Below are 18730 nucleotides of genomic sequence, written 5' to 3' on the forward strand. Positions count from 1 at the left end.
CGCGGACCTATTCCGCCGGGGTCTCGGCGGGGGTCTCGACCGGGCTCGGCTCCGGCGTGGGTGTGGCGCTCGGCTGGACGGACGTCGTCGGAGAGGGGGTCGGGGCGGGCGCCGTGACGTCCGCGTGCACCACCTGACTCGCGATCGCGCCGGCCACGAGCAGGCCGCCGGCGATGCCGGCGACGATGTTGTCGCGGGTGCGGCGGCGCGCGCGCCCCTCGTGCCAGGCCGTGCGCGCGGCGTAGCGGCGTGCGCGCTCCGCCTGCTGTCGTGCGCGCTGCGCGTCGTTGTTGCCGCGTCCGGCCATGCGGTCCTCCCGGGGATGAGAACAGGTCCGGAGCGAGCCTACCGGTGATGCGGGCGGCGGCCGTGTCCGCCGCCCGCATTAGCCTGGAGGCATGAGCTCTCCCGCATCCCTGATGTCCGGCCGGACGCCCCTGGCCGTGCGGATGCGTCCCGTCTCCCTCGACGAGGTGGCCGGCCAGCAGCACCTGCTGCGGCCCGGTTCGCCGATCGTCGCGCTCGCAGATCCCGATGCCGCGGCGCCCGGCGCCGTGTCGATCATCCTGTGGGGGCCGCCCGGCACCGGCAAGACCACCCTCGCGCAGGCGATCGCGCGGTCGTCCGGTCGCCGGTTCGTGGAGCTCTCCGCGATCACCGCCGGCGTCAAGGACGTGCGCGAGGTCATGCAGGAGGCCGTCACTCAGCGCGATCTCTACGGGCAGACCACCATCCTGTTCCTCGACGAGATCCACCGCTTCACGAAGGCCCAGCAGGATGCGCTGCTGCCCGGCGTGGAGAACGGCTGGGTCATCCTCATCGCGGCCACCACCGAGAACCCGTCGTTCTCGGTCATCTCGCCACTGCTCTCACGATCGCTGCTGCTCACCCTGCAGCCGCTCACCGACGACGACATCGGCGTGCTCATCGATCGCGCCGTCACGGATGCCCGGGGTCTGAACGGTGCGGTCGCGATGCACCCTGCCGCGCGCGCTGCGCTGATCCGGCTGGCCTCCGGGGACGGGCGTCGTGCACTCACCGGCCTGGAGGCGGCTTCGGCCGTCGCGCTCTCCAAAGCGGATGAGGGTGTCGCTCCCGAGGTCTCCGACGACGACGTGGCTCAGGCGGTGGACAAGGCGCTGCTGCGCTACGACAGGCAGGGCGACGAGCACTACGACGTGATCAGCGCGTTCATCAAGTCGATCCGCGGTTCCGACCCGGACGCCGCGCTGCACTATCTCGCCAGGATGATCGAGGCGGGGGAGGACCCCCGGTTCATCGCTCGGCGCCTGGTCATCTCCGCGGCCGAAGACGTCGGTCTCGCCGACCCGCAGGGGCTGGTCATCGCGACGGCGGCGGCGGACGCGGTCGCCTTCATCGGGATGCCGGAGGGGCGCATCCCGCTCGCCGAGGCCACGATCTATCTCGCGACGACGGCCAAGTCGAACGCCGCATACCTCGGCATCGACCAGGCCATCGCCGATGTCCGGGCCGGTGGCTTCGGGCGGGTGCCGCTGCACCTGCGCGACGCGCACTACCCGGGCGCCAAGCGGCTCGGTCATGGCAAGGGATACCGCTACCCGCACGACGCCGACGCGGGGGTGCTGCCGCAGCAGTACCTGCCGGACGAGCTCGACGGGCGCCGATACTACGAGCCGAAGCAGCTCGGTGCGGAGCGCGACGTCGCCGCGCGCCTCGAGCGCATCCGCCGCATCCTCGGCGACCGCTGAGGGGCGCAGGGCCGGCGTCTGATAGCATGGATCGGCTCGAAACCGAGTTTTCGGGCATCCCTCCACTCCTGCAACACTCTCCGAAGCGCCCCGGCGTGCGCTCCGGTGAGGGGGAAGCGAGGCGATACGTCCGCGGGCCGTGAAAGACACGGCCGCGTCATCGGAAGGAATGCTTCGTGGTCACGAAGTCCCAGGACCGCCGCAAGGTCCGTCTCAGCCGTGCGCTGGGAATCCCGCTCACCCCGAAGGCCGCCCGCTACCTGGAGAAGCGTCCGTACGCTCCGGGTGAGCACGGCCGCACCAAGCGCAAGGCAGACAGCGACTACGCCGTCCGTCTGCGTGAGAAGCAGCGTCTGCGCGAGCAGTACGGCATCCGCGAGAAGCAGCTGCGCATCGCGTTCAACGAGGCTCGCCGCAAGGACGGCCTGACCGGTGAGAACCTGGTCGAGCTGCTCGAGATGCGTCTCGACGCCCTCGTGCTGCGTGCCGGCTTCGCCCGCACCACCGCGCAGGCCCGTCAGCTGGTCGTGCACCGTCACATCCTGGTCGACGGTCAGATCGTGGACCGCCCGTCGTTCCGCGTGAAGCCGGGTCAGCTCATCCACGTCAAGGCCAAGTCCGAGGCTCTCGAGCCGTTCCAGGTCGCAGCAGCCGGCGGTCACGCCGATGTCCTGCCCCCGGTCCCGGGCTACCTCGAGGTCGAGCTCGACAAGCTGCAGGCACGTCTCGTGCGTCGCCCGAAGCGCGCCGAGGTCCCCGTGACCTGTGAGGTCCAGCTGGTCGTCGAGTACTACGCGGCTCGCTGACGCTTCGACAAGCTCAGCGACCCATACGGGTGGAGAGGCGTCGGGGGATTCCCCGGCGCCTCTCGTCATAGGATGGCGGAATGAAGAATCTGCTGTGGCTCCTGATCGGCGTGATCGGCGGGTTCGTCGCTGCGCACTTCATGAACAAGGACCCGCGCGGCCACGACGTCCTCGCCGACCTCGACTCGCGGATCACCGAGTTCACCAACATCGTCGGCGACGCGTACCGCGCTGAGGCAGCACGGCTCACGGAGCCGGGCGCAGACGCCTGAACCGACCCCCTTCCTGCGCGTCCTCCGGATGCGCGTCGTTCCCACGCAAGGAAACCGAACACCCCCATGAAAACTGCGGAGATCGCGCAGCGCTACCTGAACTACTTCGAGAAGAACGACCACCTCATCGTCCCCTCGGCGTCCCTGGTGAGCGACGACCCCTCGCTGCTGTTCACGGTCGCCGGCATGGTGCCGATGATCCCGTACCTCACGGGCGTCGTCCCCGCGCCGCATCCCCGCATCGCGGACGTGCAGAAGTGCATCCGCACCAATGACATCGAAGAGGTGGGCCGCACCGCACGGCACGGCACGTTCTTCCAGATGCTCGGCAACTGGTCTTTCGGCGACTACTTCAAGGAAGGCGCCATCCGGTACGCCTGGGAGCTGCTGACCTCCTCCGAGGCCGACGGCGGACTCGGTTTCGACGAGAAGGACCTGTGGGTCACGGTCTACGAGACCGATGACGAGGCCGAGGCGATCTGGCGTGACATCATCGGGCTGAAGCCGGAGCGCATCCAGCGACTGGGGCGCGCGGACAACTACTGGAACACCGGCCAGCCGGGCCCCGGCGGCCCCGACTCCGAGATCTTCTTCGACCGCGGTCCGGCATACGGCAAGGACGGCGGTCCCGCCGTCGACGACTCGCGGTTCCTGGAGATCTGGAACCTCGTGTTCATGCAGGACTTCATCGAGAACATCCGCAGCAAGACCGAGTTCGACATCGTCGGCGAGCTGCCGCAGAAGAACATCGACACCGGCATGGGCCTGGAGCGCGTCGCGTTCCTCAAGCAGGGCGTCGAGAACATGTACGAGACCGACCAGGTGCGCCCCGTGCTCGACCGCGCGGTCGAGCTCTCCGGTCGCACGTACGGCGCTGTGCACGAGGACGACGTGCGCTTCCGCGTGATCGCAGACCACGTGCGCTCCTCGCTGATGCTGCTGTCCGACGGCGTGCGTCCGTCGAACGAGGGTCGCGGCTACATCCTGCGCCGCCTGATGCGCCGCACGGTGCGCGCCATGCGCCTGCTCGGCGTCGACGCCCCGAGCTTCCCCGAGCTGTTCGAGGTGTCGAAGGACGCGATGAAGTCGGCCTACCCGGTGCTCGAGACCGACTGGTCCGTGCTGTCGGCGGCCGCGTTCGCCGAGGAGGAGACCTTCCGGCGCACGCTCGCCTCGGGCTCCACGATCCTCGACCTGGCGCTGGACGAGACGAAGAAGGCCGGCGGCTCGACCCTCAGCGGCTCCGAGGCGTTCCTGCTGCACGACACCTACGGCTTCCCGATCGACCTCACCCTCGAGGTCGCCGAGGAGGCCGGGCTCGACGTCGACCGTCCGGCGTTCGACGAGCTCATGCGCGGCCAGCGCGAGCGCGCGAAGGCCGACGCCCGCAACCGCAAGCGCCAGCTGGCAGACGTCTCGGTGTACCGCGAGTTCCGCGCCGTCGGCGAGACGCTGTTCGCCGGCTACACGGATCTGCAGACCGACTCGCGCATCCTCGGCCTGATCGTGGACGGCGCACCCGTGCAGACCGCGTCGGAGGGCCAGGTCGCCGAGGTGATCCTCGCCGAGACCACCCTCTACGCCGAGTCCGGCGGCCAGGTGGCCGACAAGGGCACGATCGTGGGAACCGGCTTCGAGCTGGACGTGCTCGATGTGCAGAAGCCGGTGCCCGGCCTGATCAGCCACACGGTGCACGTCGCGTCGGGCTCCGTCGCCGTCGACGACCGCGCCACCACCGTGGTCGACGCCGCGAACCGGCGCGCCGCACGTCAGGCGCACTCCGCCACGCACCTCGTGCACGCGGCTCTCCGCGACACGCTCGGGAAGACGGCCACGCAGTCCGGTTCGCTGAACCGCGCCGGCTACATGCGGTTCGACTTCGCCTGGTCGCAGCCGCTGTCGGTCGAGACGCGCTCGGAGATCGAGGACATCACCAACCGCGCCGTGAACGACGCGCTCGAGGTGACCACGCGCATCGTCTCGCTCGACGAGGCCAAGGAGGCCGGCGCCATGGCGCTGTTCGGCGAGAAGTACGGCTCCGTGGTGCGGATGGTCGACATCGGCGGCCCGTGGTCGCGTGAGCTCTGCGCAGGAACCCACGTCTCCTCCAGTGCCGAGATCGGTCTGGTGAGCGTCGTCGGCGAGTCGTCGGTGGGCGCGTCCAACCGCCGCATCGAGGCGCTGGTGGGACAGGACGCGTTCCGCGAGCTGGCCGCCGAGCGCACGGTCGTGTCGCAGCTGTCCGCCGCACTCAAGGCTCCGCGCGACCAGCTCTCCACGCGCATCGAGGAGCTGCAGTCCAGTCTGAAGGCCGCCGAGAAGCGCATCGCGCAGTTCGAGGCCAAGGAGCGCGAGGGTCGGGTCCCCGCACTCGCCGAATCGGCGAAGCCCGCCGGCGCGTTCCATGTGGTCGCCGCATCGCTCGGTGAGATCGGCTCCGCCGACGACGTGCGCACGCTCACCCTGAGCGTGCGCGAGCGGCTCGGGTCGGATGCCGCGGTCGTCGCGCTCGGCGGTGTCGCGAACGGTCGCCCGATCGTCGTGATCGCCACCAACGACGCCGCGCGTGCGGCGGGTGCCAAGGCCGGCGCGCTGGTCCGCATCGCAGCCGGCGTGCTGGGCGGCGGCGGTGGCGGCAAGGATGATGTCGCGCAGGGCGGCGGCACCGATGCGTCGGCGCTCGACGCCGCGCTGGACGCGGTCGTGACGGAGCTGAAGGGCGCGTGAGCGGCTTCCGACGCGGCATCCGCCTCGGCATCGACGTCGGGAAGGCGCGGGTCGGTGTAGCCCGCTGCGATCCCGACGGCATGCTGGCGGTGCCCGTCGAGACCGTTCCGCGGTCGGACACCTCGGTGACCCGCATCGCGGAACTGTGCGCGGAGTGGGAACCGATGGAGCTCGTCGTCGGACTTCCGGTGAACATGCGCGGCGAGGAGACGCTCTCGACGACGGATGCGCGGGAGTTCGCCGCGGCGTTGGGGGCGCGGACCGGCCTGCCGGTGCGGATGGTCGACGAGCGGCTCAGTACGGTGTCCGCACACACCGCACTGCGCTCTTCGGGCAGATCTCAGAAGAAGTCTCGTAGCATTGTGGATCAGGTCGCCGCAGTAGTGCTGCTGCAGCATGCGATCGACACCGAGAAGAGCACCGGTACCCCCGCCGGTGCGATCATCGACTCACCCGAGGAGCAATCCTGACCATGCCCGACCCCGGCAGTCAGAACCCGCAGAGCCAGCCCCCGAGGCTCAGCGATCTCTTCGACAATCTGCCTACCGCCGGTTCGCAGTTGCCGGAGCCCGACAGAACCCCCGCACCCGCCGGTTCACGGCGCGCGGCGCGCCAGGCGCGCCAGGCGTCGGGTGCCATCCCCGTCGTCTCCCAGCGCGCAGCGCAGGAGGCAGCGGCCCAGCAGGCTGCGCAGCAGCAGTTCCTGGCGCAGCAGCAGGCCGCGGCAGCGCAGTTCGCGGCCCAGCAGCAGGCCGCCGCGGAAGAGTTCGCCGCTCAGCAGCGTGTCGCTCAGCAGCGGGCGGCGGCTGAGCAGTTCGCGGCGCAGCAGCGCGCGGCCCAGCAGGCGGCAGCCGAGCAGTTCGCGGCCCAGCAGCGTGCCGAGCAGCAGCAGGCCGCAGCGCAGATCTCTGCCCAGCAGCAGATGGCGGCACCGCAGCATGCGACACCGGCGCCGCAGCCGGTGCAGGCCGTGCAGCCCGAGGCGGCCGCGCAGCCCCATCACGCCGCATCCGCACAGCCGCGACCCGTCGTGCCGCTGTCCGCTTCAGAGCCAGCGCCGCGGGTGCCGGAGGCGCCGTCGATCACCGGTCCCTTCGCGATCACGGTGACGGGCTCGCAGGCCATCGTGGAGCAGCAGACGGCCTCGTATCCGATCGCGACCGTTCCCGCCCTCCGCGACGACGCGGAACTGCAGGCGGCATCCGCACCGGAACCCGCGGGGGAGTCGTTCGCGCAGGCCGCCGCATTCGACCCTGAACCCGTACGACGCTCCGCGTCACAGGAGCAGCCCGGACCGGCGTCAACGCCGGCCCCCGCAGCTCCCTCTGAGCCGGACGAGGCGACCGAGCTGTTCGGCGGTGGCTCCGGCGGCCCGACGGACTTCGATTCGCTCTTCGCCGCCGAGTCGCACGGTGAGCCGAAGAAGAAGCGCGGCAAGGGCTGCCTGATCGCTCTGATCGTGCTCTTCGCGATCCTCGGCGGCATCGCCGCCGGCGGCGCCTGGGTCTACAACACCTACAGCGACAAGATCAACGAGGTCATGGGCTGGGGGCCGCCGAAGGACTACGAGCCCGGTCAGGAGAAGGGCGAGGCCTTCGTCACGATCAAGGACGGCGACACAGGACAGCCGATCTCGACTGCGCTGTACCAGGCCGGCGTGACCAAGACCGATTCGGTGTTCTACGACATGCTCGTCGACGAGAATCTCGCGGTGACGTTCTATCCCGGCGTGTACAAGCTGAAGAAGCAGATGACCGCGGAAGCCGCGCTCGAGGCACTCCGTGACGAGAACAACCGCATGGAGAACACCGCGTCGGTGCCCGAGGGAGGCCGCATCAAGACCTTCCTGCCGGCCGTCGCCGATTCGCTCGGCATGCCTCTGGAAGAGCTTCAGGCAGCTGTCGCGAAACCCGCGGATTACGGCGTGCAGGCCGACAGCCTCGAGGGCTGGCTGTTCCCGGCGGTCTACACGTTCGATCCCGGTTCGACCGCCAAGGACGTGATCCAGAAGATGGTCGACCGTACCCGGCAGTCGCTGAAGGATGCCGGCGTGGCGGCGGGGGATGAGGAGCGCATCCTCACCATCGCATCGATCGTGCAGCGTGAGGGCCACACCGCGGACTTCGACAAGGTCTCCCGCGTCATCGACAACCGACTGCAGCCGAACAACGACGAGACTCACGGACTGCTGCAGATGGACTCGACCGCGCAGTACGGCTACGGCCTGACCCACGACGGCGCAGTCTCGTCGTGGCCCTGGAAGGAAGTCTCGACCGACCAGAACCCCTGGAACACGTACGTGCATGCCGGACTCCCGGCGGGTCCGATCGCCAGCCCGAGCGATGCCGCGATCAAGGCCGCGCAGAACCCGGCCGACGGTCCGTGGTTCTACTTCGTCACGGTCAACCTCGACACCGGCGAGACCGTGTTCTCGGCGACGTACGAGGAGCAGCAGGCGGCGGAGAAGAAGTACCAGCAGTGGTGTAAGGACAACCCGGACGGCGGCTGCTACTGATGCCCAGTCGGCTCGCGGTGTGGGGCGACCCGATTGCGCACAGTCGGTCGCCGCAGCTGCACGCCGCGGCGTATCGGCTGCTCGGCCTGGACTGGACGTACGATCGCCGGCAGGTGGATGCCGCAGGGTTCGGCGAGGCGCTGCGCGGGCTGGACGACAGCTGGCGGGGCCTCTCGCTGACGATGCCGCTGAAGGAACAGGCCTTCCGGGCGGCCGAGGAGCACGACAGGCACGCCGAGCTGACCGGCGCGGTGAACACCCTGCTGCTCGGCCGCAGGCTGAGTGGCTTCAACACGGATGTCGGTGGACTCGTGGACGCCTTCACGGAGGCCGGGGTCACCGGCATCGGGAGCGCGCGGATCCTGGGGGCGGGGGCGACCGCGGCATCCGCCCTGGTGGCTGCCGCGGATCTCGGCGCCGAGCGCATCGAGATCCGGGCCCGGCGCCCGGAGGCGGCGGTGCACCTCGTCGGCCTCGGCGAGCGGGTCGGGGTGCGGACGTCGGTGACCGCCTTCACCGAGCCGGCATCCGCTGCCGATCTCACGGTCGCGACGCTGCCCAGCGGGACAGTGCTGGACGACGCGACGGCTGATGCGCTCGCGGCGCACGGCGGCGTCCTGCTCGATGCGGCCTACGCGCCGTGGCCGTCGGCGCTGGCCGCGCGCTGGACCGGAGGGACCGTGCTCTCCGGTCTGGAGATGCTGCTGCACCAGGCGGTGCGGCAGATCCGCATCTTCCGGTACGGCACGCAGGAGACGCTGCTCCCCGGTGAAGCGGCGTTGATCGAGGTAATGCGCTCAGCACTGTCCTGAAGGCATGGGAGACTGGAGCAATGCTCCGCGTGCTCACGGCCGGCGAATCGCACGGCCCCGAACTCATCGCCGTCATGGAGGGCCTGCCCTCCGGCGTCCCCATCTCGGCCGAGGGAATCCAGGCCGACCTGCAGCGGCGCAAGCTCGGCTACGGCCGTGGCTCGCGCATGAAGTTCGAGCAGGACGAACTCACCATCTCCGGCGGCGTGCGGCACGGGCTCTCGCTGGGCAGCCCCGTTGCGCTGCGCATCGGCAACACCGAATGGCCGAAGTGGACCGAGGTGATGAACCCGGCACCCGTCGACCTCACCGACAAGTCGCGCGGTCGCGGTGCCGCACTGACCCGTCCGCGCCCCGGCCACGCCGACCTAGTCGGCATGCAGAAGTACGACTTCGACGAGGCCCGTCCGATCCTGGAGCGCGCCAGCGCCCGTGAGACCGCTGCCCGCGTCGCCCTCGGCGCCGTAGCCCGGGCGTTCCTCTCCGAGCTCGGCATCCGCCTCGTCAGCCACACGCTGTCGATCGGGCCGGTGCAGGTACCCGACGGGTCCGCGCTGCCGACCCCGGACGACGTGGACGCGCTGGACGCCGATCCGCTGCGCTGCTTCGACGCAGCCACCTCCGCGCTGATGGTGGCCGAGGTCGATGCTGCCCGTAAGGACGGCGACACGCTCGGCGGCATCGTCGAGGTGCTCGCCTACGGGCTGCCTCCCGGGCTCGGCTCGCACGTGCACTGGGACCGTCGCCTCGACGGACGCCTCGCACAGGCTCTGATGAGCATCCAGGCGATCAAGGGCGTCGAGGTCGGAGACGGCTTCGAGACCACGCGCCGCCGGGGCTCCGCTGCGCACGACGAGCTGTTCGAGGCCGAGGACGGCATCACCCGCGGCTCGGACCGCGCCGGGGGGACCGAGGGCGGGATGTCCACGGGGACGGTCCTGCGCGTGCGCGCCGGTATGAAGCCGATCGCGACCGTGCCCCACGCGCTCCGGACGATCGACGTCGCCACCGGCGAGCAGGCCACGGCGCACCACCAGCGCTCCGATGTGTGCGCGGTGCCCGCGGCCGGTGTCGTGGCTGAGGCCATGGTCGCGATCGAGCTCGCGAACTCGGTGCTGGAGAAGTTCGGCGGTGACAGCGTCGGCGAGACCCGGCGCAACCTGAACTCCTACCTCGAGGCGATCCCCGAGGCGCTGCGCACCGCGCCGGCGTCGGAGGCCGCCCTGATCGCGCAGGAAGAGGCCTGATCGCCGATGACGAGCGCGGCTGAGCACCCGCTCACGCTGGTGCTGGTCGGGCCGATGGCCGCGGGCAAGACCAGCGTCGGGCGCCGGGTGGCACGCGCTCTCGAGGTGCCCTTCATCGACACCGACAAGCGCATCGTCGCCGCGCACGGTCCGATCCCGGAGCTGTTCGAGGCGCACGGCGAGGCGCATTTCCGCGAGCTGGAGCGCGAGGCGGTCGCCGTCGCGCTGGCCGAAGGCGGCGTGGTGTCGCTGGGCGGCGGCGCGGTGACGGATGCCGGTACCCGGACGCTTCTGTCCGGGCATCCGGTCGTCTACCTGACGGTGAGCGCCGAGGCGGTGGCCGCGCGGATCACCGGCGGCGGGCGGCCGCTGCTGGCAGGAGAGGATCCGGTCGCGCGCTGGGAGGAGATCTTCCAGGCGCGACGCGGATGGTACGAGGAGGTGTCCGACCTGACCGTCGACACCTCGAAGCGTCCGATGCGGAAGATCGCGGACGAGATCGCCCAATGGCGGAAGGAACAGGCATGAGCACCACGACGATCGGCGTCACCGGACGCGAGAACTACGGGATCACCGTGGGGCGCGACATCCTCGACCAGGTCGCAGAGGCGCTCGATCCCGCAGTCCGCAAGGTGCTCGTCGTGCACCCGCCGACGCTGGCGGCGCGCGCGGCGCAGCTGCGCGAGCGTCTCATGTCGACCGGCTCGCTCGAGGTGCTGCTGGCCGAGATCCCGGATGCGGAGCAGGGCAAACGCGTCGAGGTCGCCGCTTTCTGCTGGCAGGTCATGGGTCAGGCCGACTTCACCCGCACCGACGCCGTGATCGGCTACGGCGGAGGTTCGGTGACGGACGTCGCCGGCTTCGTCGCAGCCACCTGGCTGCGCGGCGTGCAGGTCGTGCAGGTGCCGACGACGGTGCTCGGGCTGGTGGATGCCGCGGTCGGCGGCAAGACCGGGATCAACACCGCCGAGGGCAAGAACATGGTCGGTGCGTTCTGGGCGCCGCGCGCGGTGATCGCTGACCTCGACGAGCTGACCAGCCTCAGCGCGAACGAGGCGACAGCGGGCTACGCCGAGGTCGTGAAGGCGGGCTTCATCTGGGCCCCGGAGATCCTCGACATCGTCGAGGCCGCACCCGAGCGCGCGATCGACCCCACCACCGACGAGTTCCGTCGCACGATCGAGCTCGCCATCGACATGAAGGCCAAGGTCGTCTCCGATGACTTCCGCGAGGCGGGGCTGCGCGAGATCCTCAACTACGGGCACACGCTCGGACACGCCATCGAGCACGCCGAGCGCTACCAGTGGCGGCACGGCGCGGCGATCTCGGTCGGCATGATGTACGCCGCCGAGCTGTCGCGGCTCGCCGGGCGCCTGTCCGACGAGGCCGTCGACCGGCACCGAAGCATCCTCGAGACGCTCGGCCTGCCGACGACCTACCGGGCCGGTGCCTGGTCGCAGCTGCTCGCGACGATGCAGCGCGACAAGAAGGCCCGAGGCGGCATGCTGCGTTTCATCGTGCTGGACGACATCGCGAAGCCGACCGTGCTTCAGGCGCCGGACGAGTCGCTGATGTTCGCGGCCTACCAGGAGGTGGGGGCGTGAGCGTCGAGATCCGGCGGGTCGCGTCCGACGAGTGGGCCGAGGTGAAGGCGCTGCGACTGCGTGCCCTCGCCGACGAGATCGCGCACCTCGCCTTCCTGGACACCCTCGAGCACGCCTCGGCGCAGCCCGACGAGTTCTGGCAGGAGCGCACGCGCAACGCGGCGTCCGGCGACCAGGCGGCGCAGTTCGTCGCGATCGCCGAGGACGGCGCGTGGTTCGGGTCGGCGACCGTGCTCGACCATCGTGATCATCCGGGCTCGGGTCTGGTCGTCGGCGTGTACGTCGCCGACGGACATCGCGGGGCAGGCGCGATCGAGGCTCTCTTCGGCGCCGCGGCATCGTGGGCGCGGCAGACGGGGCGCACCGCGCTGTACCTCGAGGTGCACGTCGACAACCATCGAGCGCAGCGGGCCTACGAGCGCTGCGGGTTCGTGCGGACCGGCGAGATCACGCAGCTGGACAACGGCGAGGAGTACGTGATGGTCCGCGCGCTCGGCGCCGCTGATAGCGTGGGCGCGTGACCCCGCCCCGTCGTCTGCTGCTCGTCAACGGTCCGAACCTGAATCTGCTCGGCACTCGTGAACCCGCCGTCTACGGCACCGAGACGCTGGCGGACGTGGAGCGGCTCACGGCGGATGCGGCATCCGCTCTCGGGTACGAAGTACGCGCCGTGCAGAGCAACCATGAGGGCGTGCTGATCGATGCGATCCATGCCGCCCGCGAGGACTGCGCCGGCATCGTCATCAACCCGGGCGGACTGACGCACACCTCGGTGTCGCTGCGCGATGCGCTCACCGGAGTCGAACTGCCCTTCGCGGAGGTGCACATCTCGGACGTCTACAAGCGCGAGGAGTTCCGGCACTTCTCGTACCTGCATGACGTCGCCGCGGTGCGCGTGGTCGGCCACGGGGTGCTCGGGTATGCCGAGGCCGTGCGGGAACTCGTCGCGCAGCTGCCGGACTAGACCGGGATGCCGGCGGCATCCATGGCCCGGCCGATGATCTCGCGGAGCACCCGCTGCTTGCGGGCGTTGTACTCGTCGACCGTCTCGTGTGCGACGTTCGCCGCGAGAGCGGACTCGACCTTGACCGCCGCGTAGCGCTCGCGGTCAGCTGCGTCTGCGCGCAGATGGTCGCGCAGCACGGTGTGCCGCCACGGCTCGGGGGAGTCCGGCCCGAAGACATGCAGGTTCACGCTCGGCTCGGTGAGCTTGAGCATCCGATGCTCGTGCCACCAGGGTTCGCGGACGGTGTGCACCCAGCCGGAGGAGACGAGCGCGGGGACGTATCCGGCTTCATCCGCGGGGTCGGCGACGGTCAGATCGATGTCGATAATCGGCTTCGCTGCGAGGCCGGGCACCGACGTCGAACCGATGTGCTCGACACGCAGAGCGCGGGGGCCGAGCACGTCGCGGATGCCGGCGGCGATCTGCGCGAATCGATCGGGCCAGGCGTCGTCGTAGGGCACGACGGCGATCGGAGCGCGGCTCGGCGGCCTGAGGTACGGTGACTGCCCGGCGGGCGGCGAATCGTCGGAGAACGTGCGGAGGTCGGCGGCGATGGGCATTCCGAGAGCCTAGCGCCGGCCGATTTGCGGGCATCGCGTAGAATGGATGGTCGGCCGTGTTCTGCGCGCCTCCGCGCCCGGCCACTCACGTCAACATACGAACGGACTTCCACCAGCATGGCATCCACCGCAGACATCAAGAACGGCGTCGTCCTGTCGATCGACGGACAGCTCTGGAGCGTCATCGAGTTCCAGCACGTCAAGCCGGGCAAGGGCGGTGCGTTCGTGCGCACCAAGCTGAAGAACGTCGTCAGCGGCAAGGTCGTCGACCGCACGTACAACGCCGGCGCGAAGATCGACATCGAGAACGTCGACCGCCGCGACTTCACCTACCTGTACACCGACGGCGACGGCTTCGTCTTCATGGACGTCGAGGACTACGACCAGATCACGGTCGGCGCCGCGACGGTCGGCGACGCGAAGAACTTCATGCTGGAGAACCAGCAGGTCCAGATCGCTCTGAACAACGGCAACCCGCTGTACATCGAGCTCCCGGCCTCCGTCGTGCTCGAGGTCACCTACACCGAGCCCGGCCTGCAGGGCGACCGCTCCTCGGCCGGCACCAAGCCCGCCACGGTCGAGACCGGCTACGAGCTGCAGGTTCCGCTGTTCCTCGAGACGGGCACCAAGATCAAGGTCGACACCCGTACCGGCGGCTACCTCGGCCGCATCAACGACTGACCTTGAGCGCACGCAGCAAGGCGCGCAAGCGCGCCCTCGACATCCTCTTCGCCGCCGACGTGCGTGGTGAGGAGATCGCGACGACGCTGGCCGCCGAGGCCAAGCGCGCGGCCAGCGAGCCGGCCCGTGAGGCCTCCTGGCTGTACGCGCGTGAGATCGTCGACGGGGTCGTCGACCACCGCGACGAGATCGACGAGCAGATCACCACGCACAGCCGCGACTGGAAGCTCGAGCGCATGCCCGCCGTGGACCGCGCCGTGCTGCGCATCGCCGCCTGGGAGATCCTGTTCAACGAGCAGGTGCCGACGGCCGTCGCCATCGACGAGGCCGTGGAGCTGGCCAAGGAGCTCTCCACCGACGAGTCCGGCGCCTTCGTGCACGGCGTGCTCGCACGCCTCGCTCGCGCCGCCTGACGAGCGCCTTTCACGACGCCCCGCGCATCAGCGCGGGGCGTCGTGCTGCGCCTGGACGCCCTCGTCGGCGGGACCCGGGACCGATTCAGGGGGCGAGGTCGGTGCCGCCGCGGTTCCGGATGCCGCGGGCGTGGCGCCCGTCGGTGCGGATGCGCGGGCACGGCCCCGGCGCACCAGCCAGAGCACGACCAGGACGATCGCCGCGATGACGACCAGCCAGGGAAGCAGGAACGCCAGCGCGATGCCCAGTGCGGACCAGAAGCCGACGAAAGCCGTCCATCCGGCAGCCATCGCCTGCAGAGGATCCTGCGGAGCCTGCGGTGTCGGCACGTACACCGAGGCGAACGTCACGGTGACGGTGGCCATGGCGACGCGGTCGTCCAACTCCCGCTTCTGAGCGGTGAGCGACTCGAGCTCGGCCTGGCGCTCGGAGATCGCCTGCTCCAGCTCGATGAGGTCCGAGGTCTTCTGCGCGGTGCCGAGCCACTCCGTGTATCGCGCGATCGACGTGCGCAGCGTGGTGATGCGGGCGTCCAGGTCGCGCTGTGTCGCACCGACCTCCTCGGCGGAGAACGAGGTCTCCTCCAGCTCGCCCAGCTTCTTCAGCTCCGAACGTGCGTCGTCGAGGTCATCCGCAGGGATACGCAGCACGACCTCCGCTCGCGCAGCCTGCCCGTCGCCGCCGGCGGTGTCGTTGCGCGCGTCGACCCGCCCTCCGGCGTCGAGGGCGATCTCCGCCGCGTCGTCGGCCGCCGCGAGCGGATCGTCGGACGTGAGCAGCATCCGTCCGGTCGTAACGACCGATGAGTCCCGGTCCTCCACGGCACCCGGTGCCTGCTCGTCGACGGCACCACCGGCGTCCTGCCCGGACTGGACGTCCCGGCTCGCCGAATCGCCGGAGCCGCCGCCGGACGACCCGCCCATCGCCGTGCAGCCCGCGGCACCGATCGTCAGTGCCGAGAGCAGGACGACCGCCACTAGACCACGCCGCATCCTGTTCATAGCCACAGGCTAGGCCGGGTCCGCGGGCGCCGGGATCACGATCCGGCAAGGGTTGGGTAACGGCACGGCAACGGGCACGGCGGTCGGTGTCGGCAGGTGCTGGCAGGATTGCTGCATGCCCTTCCCGCACATCGACGATGTGACCCTGAACCGTCATGTCGGCACCGTGACACTGCAGCGGGCGAGGGACTACCTCCGAACGGGCATGGTGCTCGCCACCCGGTGGGACGAGGGATCCTCGGTGCTCACGGCGACGGTCAGGGGCAGCAGCATCGGCGACTACGCGTGCGTCATCCGCATCGACGCCACGGCCGACGTGCCGCGTATCATGTCCTCCCGCTGCACCTGCCCGATGGCATCCGCCTGCAAGCACGTCGCCGCGGCCGTGCTCAAGGCGGATCGGGAATCCGTGATCCGCTCGGCCGCCGTGGCGCCCGAGCGGCCGAAGACGGAGCCGTGGCGCCGACTCATCCCTGAGAGCCGGGCGGCGGCGCGGACGCCCCTGGCCCTCGGCTTCGAACTGCGGGTGCATGAGCGCAGCGCCAATCCGTGGTCGACCAAGCGCACCGCTCCGGCCGAGCCTCGGGCACTGGCGAAGGGCGAGGTCGACGTGCGCCTCGCCATGCGACCTTACACAGCAAGCCCGCGCACCGGCGCCTGGATCAAGGGCGAGGTCGGCTGGGAGTCGTTCCGGCGCGCGTCGCCGGCCTACCCGGTCACCCAGCACCGCTGGTTCGGCGACCTGCTCGCGCTGGCGCGCGACTCCCTGCTGTCCGGCACAGCCGGCGAGTGGATTCTGGTCGACCACGTCGAATCCGACGTCTTCTTCGATCACCTGGCGAGGGCGGATGCTGCGGGGGTGCCGCTCATCGCCGTGCACAAACACACCGATGTCCGTCTCGCGGTGACGGGAACCGCCCGCATGCAGGTGGAACGCGCGGACGACGGCCTTCTCCTGCGGGCGGCCGCGCAGGTCGACGGCGAGGAGGCCGAGCACGTGCGCCCGATCGGACGTTCGGGCTTCTACACGTGGCGCGTCGTGGACCGACGCGTCGAGGTGGTCCTCGCGGCGGGCTCCCTCGATGAACCGACGCGGACGCTGCTCGCCGAGGGCGGGACGATCGCGGTGCCGTCGGCGGACGAGGAGGAGTTCTTCGCCGAGGCGTATCCCGCACTGAGCAGGTCGGCCACCCTCACCGCAGGCGCGGGCGTCGTGCTGCCGGAGGTCGTGAGGCCGACACCCGTGCTGTCGGTGATGTTCCGCGGCGGCCACACCGCCGATCACCGGCTCAGTTGGCGGTACGGCGGTCACGGCGGGTTCCCGGTGACACCCACCGGTGACGCCATCCGCGACGCCGATGCCGAAGGCGAGGAGCTGCGAACCGTCCAGGGGGTCTGGTCCGCCGCATCCGATCTGCGGTTCGCGGCCACCGGCGTCGTCCGCGATCTCGACACCGCGCGACTGCTGAACGAGGTTGTGCCTGCCCTGGAAGAGGCGGGGGTCGAGGTGGTCGTCACCGGTGATCGCCCGGTGTACCGCGAACTCGCAGGAGAACCCGAGATCACGGTGTCGACCGTGGAGAGCACCGACCCGGACTGGTTCGACCTCGGCTTCATCGTGAAGATCGACGGCAAGAGCATCCCCTTCGAACCGCTGTTCACCGCCCTCGCCCTGCGGCGCAAGAACCTGCTGCTCGTCGACGGCAGCTACTTCTCGCTGGCGCATCCCGCGCTCGATCGGCTCCGCGACCTCATCGATGAGGCCGCCACGCTGAACGAATGGGAGACGGGCCCCCGGATCAGCCGCTATCAGACGGCTCTCTGGGATGACTTCGAGGACCTCGCAGACCAGTCCGCACCCGCGGTGTCCTGGCGGGCGACGGTCGAGGCGCTCCGAGCCGAGAGCGGCGTGCCGGCGGTGCCGGCGCCCGTCGGACTCCGGGCGGACCTGCGGCCCTATCAGCAGGCAGGGTTCGAGTGGCTCGCGTTCCTGCGCGAGCATCGGCTCGGCGGCATCCTCGCCGACGACATGGGCCTCGGTAAGACCCTGCAGCTGCTCGCTCTCGTGCAGCACGCGCATGAGGCGGGGGAGGAGCGCCCCTTCCTCGTGGTCGCGCCGACCAGCGTGCTGACAGCGTGGCGTGATGAGGCGGCGCGCTTCACACCCGGCCTGCGGGTGCGCGTGGTGGAGACGTCCAAGGCGTCCGACATCCGCGACGCGGCCGGCTCGGCCGACCTCGTAGTGGCGTCCTACGCCGTCGTGCGCCTGGCCGAGCACACGTTCCGCGATCGGGACTGGGCCGGCCTGATTCTCGACGAGGCCCAGTTCGTGAAGAATCCGGCCTCGCAGCAGCACCAGGCGATCGCCGCCATCCCGGCCGAGGTGACCTACGCCGTGACCGGCACTCCGCTCGAGAACAGCCTGATGGACCTGTGGGCGCTGTTTCACCTGACCGCACCTGGCCTGTTCCCGTCCAAGAGGCAGTTCCGTGAGGACTACGTGCAGCCGATCGAGAAGGGCAAGGTGCCCGAGAACGCCGAGGGCGCCGACTTCCGCGCCGGGCGCATCGCACGGCTGAGGCGCCGCATCAGGCCGCTCATGCTGCGCCGCACCAAGGAGCTGGTGGCGTCCGAACTGCCGCTCAAACAGGAGCAGATCCTGCATGTCGAGCCGAGTCCGGCGCACCGTGCCGTCTACGACACCGTGCTGCAGCGCGAGCGGCAGAAGATCCTCGGGCTGCTCAAGGATCTCGACAGGAACCGCTTCATCGTGTTCCGGTCGCTGACGATGCTGCGCATGCTGGCGCTCGCACCGGGGCTCGTCGACCCTGATGACGCCGGTCTCGGCTCACGTAAGCTCGACGCCCTCGTCGAGCGCGCGGAGGAGCTGCGCGCGGAGGGGCACCGAGCGCTGGTGTTCAGCCAGTTCACCTCCTATCTCGACCTCGCGGAGGACCGGCTGAAGGCGGCAGGCATCGGTTACAGCAGACTGGACGGGGCCACGCGGAAGCGCGGCGATGTCGTGGACGGTTTCCGCGACGGCGATCAGACCGTGTTCCTCATCAGCCTCAAGGCCGGCGGGTTCGGCCTCACCCTCACCGAGGCCGACTACGTGTTCCTGCTGGATCCCTGGTGGAACCCCGCGGCCGAGGCGCAGGCGATCGACCGCACCCATCGCATCGGGCAGCGGGAGCAGGTCTTCGTCTATCGGATGATCTCGACCGGCACGATCGAGGAGAAGGTGCTCGCGCTGCAGCAGCGCAAGGCGCGGCTGTTCACCGCGGTGATGGACGACGACGAACTGTTCGCGAAATCGCTGACCGCGGACGACATCCGTGCACTGTTCGAGGAATGA

Annotated in this window: 18 protein-coding genes; 15 read left to right on the plus strand and 3 right to left on the minus strand. The window is 70.1% G+C overall.

The window, feature by feature from the left end; genetic code table 11:
- Positions 1-7: 7 nt before the first annotated feature.
- Positions 8-307: a hypothetical protein gene (locus tag DY023_RS09410; RefSeq protein ID WP_116242080.1), complete on the minus strand. Its 300-nt coding sequence runs from the start codon at positions 305-307 to the stop codon at positions 8-10.
- A 91-nt stretch (positions 308-398) separates the two neighbouring features.
- Between DY023_RS09410 and DY023_RS09415 the strand changes: the two genes are divergently transcribed.
- From DY023_RS09415 to aroQ, 12 genes are all read left to right on the plus strand, one after another.
- Complete coding sequence (locus tag DY023_RS09415; protein ID WP_116242081.1) at positions 399-1730, plus strand: replication-associated recombination protein A; 1332 nt, start codon at positions 399-401, stop codon at positions 1728-1730.
- A gap of 176 nt (positions 1731-1906) precedes the next feature.
- The gene (gene rpsD, locus DY023_RS09420; RefSeq protein WP_116242082.1) at positions 1907-2536 is read left to right on the plus strand and encodes a 30S ribosomal protein S4; all 630 of its coding nucleotides are present in this window, start codon (positions 1907-1909) and stop codon (positions 2534-2536) included.
- 80 nt (positions 2537-2616) lie between these two features.
- Positions 2617-2808 (plus strand): hypothetical protein, encoded by a 192-nt coding sequence (locus tag DY023_RS09425; protein ID WP_116242083.1) that lies wholly within the window; start codon positions 2617-2619, stop codon positions 2806-2808.
- A 66-nt stretch (positions 2809-2874) separates the two neighbouring features.
- Positions 2875-5535, plus strand: a complete 2661-nt coding sequence (alaS, locus tag DY023_RS09430; protein ID WP_116242084.1) for an alanine--tRNA ligase — start codon at positions 2875-2877, stop codon at positions 5533-5535.
- The gene (ruvX, locus tag DY023_RS09435; RefSeq protein ID WP_116242085.1) at positions 5532-6005 is read left to right on the plus strand and encodes a Holliday junction resolvase RuvX; all 474 of its coding nucleotides are present in this window, start codon (positions 5532-5534) and stop codon (positions 6003-6005) included. The genes alaS and ruvX overlap by 4 nt, the downstream gene beginning before the upstream one ends.
- Positions 6006-6007: 2 nt before the next feature.
- On the plus strand, positions 6008-8050 hold the full coding sequence (mltG, locus tag DY023_RS09440; RefSeq protein ID WP_245958651.1) for an endolytic transglycosylase MltG: 2043 nt from the start codon (positions 6008-6010) through the stop codon (positions 8048-8050).
- Positions 8050-8862 carry a shikimate dehydrogenase family protein gene (locus DY023_RS09445; RefSeq protein WP_116242086.1) on the plus strand — a complete coding sequence of 271 codons (813 nt, stop codon included), beginning with the start codon at positions 8050-8052 and terminating at the stop codon, positions 8860-8862. The genes mltG and DY023_RS09445 overlap by 1 nt, the downstream gene beginning before the upstream one ends.
- Before the next feature lie 20 nt (positions 8863-8882).
- Complete coding sequence (aroC, locus tag DY023_RS09450) at positions 8883-10109, plus strand: chorismate synthase (protein ID WP_116242087.1); 1227 nt, start codon at positions 8883-8885, stop codon at positions 10107-10109.
- 6 nt (positions 10110-10115) lie between these two features.
- Positions 10116-10637 (plus strand): shikimate kinase, encoded by a 522-nt coding sequence (locus DY023_RS09455; protein ID WP_116242088.1) that lies wholly within the window; start codon positions 10116-10118, stop codon positions 10635-10637.
- Positions 10634-11713: a 3-dehydroquinate synthase gene (aroB, locus tag DY023_RS09460; protein ID WP_116242089.1), complete on the plus strand. Its 1080-nt coding sequence runs from the start codon at positions 10634-10636 to the stop codon at positions 11711-11713. The genes DY023_RS09455 and aroB overlap by 4 nt, the downstream gene beginning before the upstream one ends.
- Complete coding sequence (locus tag DY023_RS09465) at positions 11710-12234, plus strand: GNAT family N-acetyltransferase (RefSeq protein WP_116242090.1); 525 nt, start codon at positions 11710-11712, stop codon at positions 12232-12234. Before aroB ends, DY023_RS09465 begins: the two co-directional genes overlap by 4 nt.
- Positions 12231-12677 carry a type II 3-dehydroquinate dehydratase gene (aroQ, locus tag DY023_RS09470; protein WP_116242091.1) on the plus strand — a complete coding sequence of 149 codons (447 nt, stop codon included), beginning with the start codon at positions 12231-12233 and terminating at the stop codon, positions 12675-12677. The genes DY023_RS09465 and aroQ overlap by 4 nt, the downstream gene beginning before the upstream one ends.
- Here the strand turns inward: aroQ and DY023_RS09475 are convergent.
- Positions 12674-13279, minus strand: coding sequence for a GrpB family protein (locus DY023_RS09475; protein WP_116242092.1), 606 nt, complete (start codon positions 13277-13279; stop codon positions 12674-12676). The two genes, aroQ and DY023_RS09475, sit on opposite strands and share 4 nt — an antisense overlap.
- 117 nt (positions 13280-13396) lie before the next feature.
- Between DY023_RS09475 and efp the strand changes: the two genes are divergently transcribed.
- Positions 13397-13960 (plus strand): elongation factor P, encoded by a 564-nt coding sequence (gene efp, locus DY023_RS09480; RefSeq protein WP_116242093.1) that lies wholly within the window; start codon positions 13397-13399, stop codon positions 13958-13960.
- 2 nt (positions 13961-13962) lie between these two features.
- Positions 13963-14373 (plus strand): transcription antitermination factor NusB, encoded by a 411-nt coding sequence (gene nusB, locus DY023_RS09485; RefSeq protein WP_116242094.1) that lies wholly within the window; start codon positions 13963-13965, stop codon positions 14371-14373.
- A 27-nt stretch (positions 14374-14400) separates the two neighbouring features.
- On the opposite strand, the gene DY023_RS09490 is transcribed toward nusB, so the two are convergent.
- Positions 14401-15375 (minus strand): DUF4349 domain-containing protein, encoded by a 975-nt coding sequence (locus tag DY023_RS09490; protein ID WP_116242095.1) that lies wholly within the window; start codon positions 15373-15375, stop codon positions 14401-14403.
- Between the two features lie 115 nt (positions 15376-15490).
- Here DY023_RS09490 and DY023_RS09495 point away from each other — a divergent pair, with 115 nt between their 5' ends.
- The gene (locus tag DY023_RS09495; RefSeq protein ID WP_116242096.1) at positions 15491-18730 is read left to right on the plus strand and encodes a DEAD/DEAH box helicase; all 3240 of its coding nucleotides are present in this window, start codon (positions 15491-15493) and stop codon (positions 18728-18730) included.

This window comes from Microbacterium bovistercoris, from assembly GCF_003387575.1.
Lineage (GTDB): Bacteria > Actinomycetota > Actinomycetes > Actinomycetales > Microbacteriaceae > Microbacterium > Microbacterium bovistercoris.

Excerpts from the sequence above, each read along its gene's own strand:
- DY023_RS09410 (WP_116242080.1), bottom strand. The coding sequence starts at position 307 with ATGGCCGGACGCGGCAACAACGACGCGCAGCGCGCACGACAGCAGGCG.
- DY023_RS09415 (WP_116242081.1), top strand. The coding sequence starts at position 399 with ATGAGCTCTCCCGCATCCCTGATGTCCGGCCGGACGCCCCTGGCCGTG.
- DY023_RS09425 (WP_116242083.1), top strand. The coding sequence starts at position 2,617 with ATGAAGAATCTGCTGTGGCTCCTGATCGGCGTGATCGGCGGGTTCGTC.
- alaS (WP_116242084.1), top strand. The coding sequence starts at position 2,875 with ATGAAAACTGCGGAGATCGCGCAGCGCTACCTGAACTACTTCGAGAAG.
- mltG (WP_245958651.1), top strand. The coding sequence starts at position 6,008 with ATGCCCGACCCCGGCAGTCAGAACCCGCAGAGCCAGCCCCCGAGGCTC.
- DY023_RS09445 (WP_116242086.1), top strand. The coding sequence starts at position 8,050 with ATGCCCAGTCGGCTCGCGGTGTGGGGCGACCCGATTGCGCACAGTCGG.
- aroC (WP_116242087.1), top strand. The coding sequence starts at position 8,883 with ATGCTCCGCGTGCTCACGGCCGGCGAATCGCACGGCCCCGAACTCATC.
- DY023_RS09455 (WP_116242088.1), top strand. The coding sequence starts at position 10,116 with ATGACGAGCGCGGCTGAGCACCCGCTCACGCTGGTGCTGGTCGGGCCG.
- aroB (WP_116242089.1), top strand. The coding sequence starts at position 10,634 with ATGAGCACCACGACGATCGGCGTCACCGGACGCGAGAACTACGGGATC.
- DY023_RS09475 (WP_116242092.1), bottom strand. The coding sequence starts at position 13,279 with ATGCCCATCGCCGCCGACCTCCGCACGTTCTCCGACGATTCGCCGCCC.
- efp (WP_116242093.1), top strand. The coding sequence starts at position 13,397 with ATGGCATCCACCGCAGACATCAAGAACGGCGTCGTCCTGTCGATCGAC.
- DY023_RS09490 (WP_116242095.1), bottom strand. The coding sequence starts at position 15,375 with ATGAACAGGATGCGGCGTGGTCTAGTGGCGGTCGTCCTGCTCTCGGCA.
- DY023_RS09495 (WP_116242096.1), top strand. The coding sequence starts at position 15,491 with ATGCCCTTCCCGCACATCGACGATGTGACCCTGAACCGTCATGTCGGC.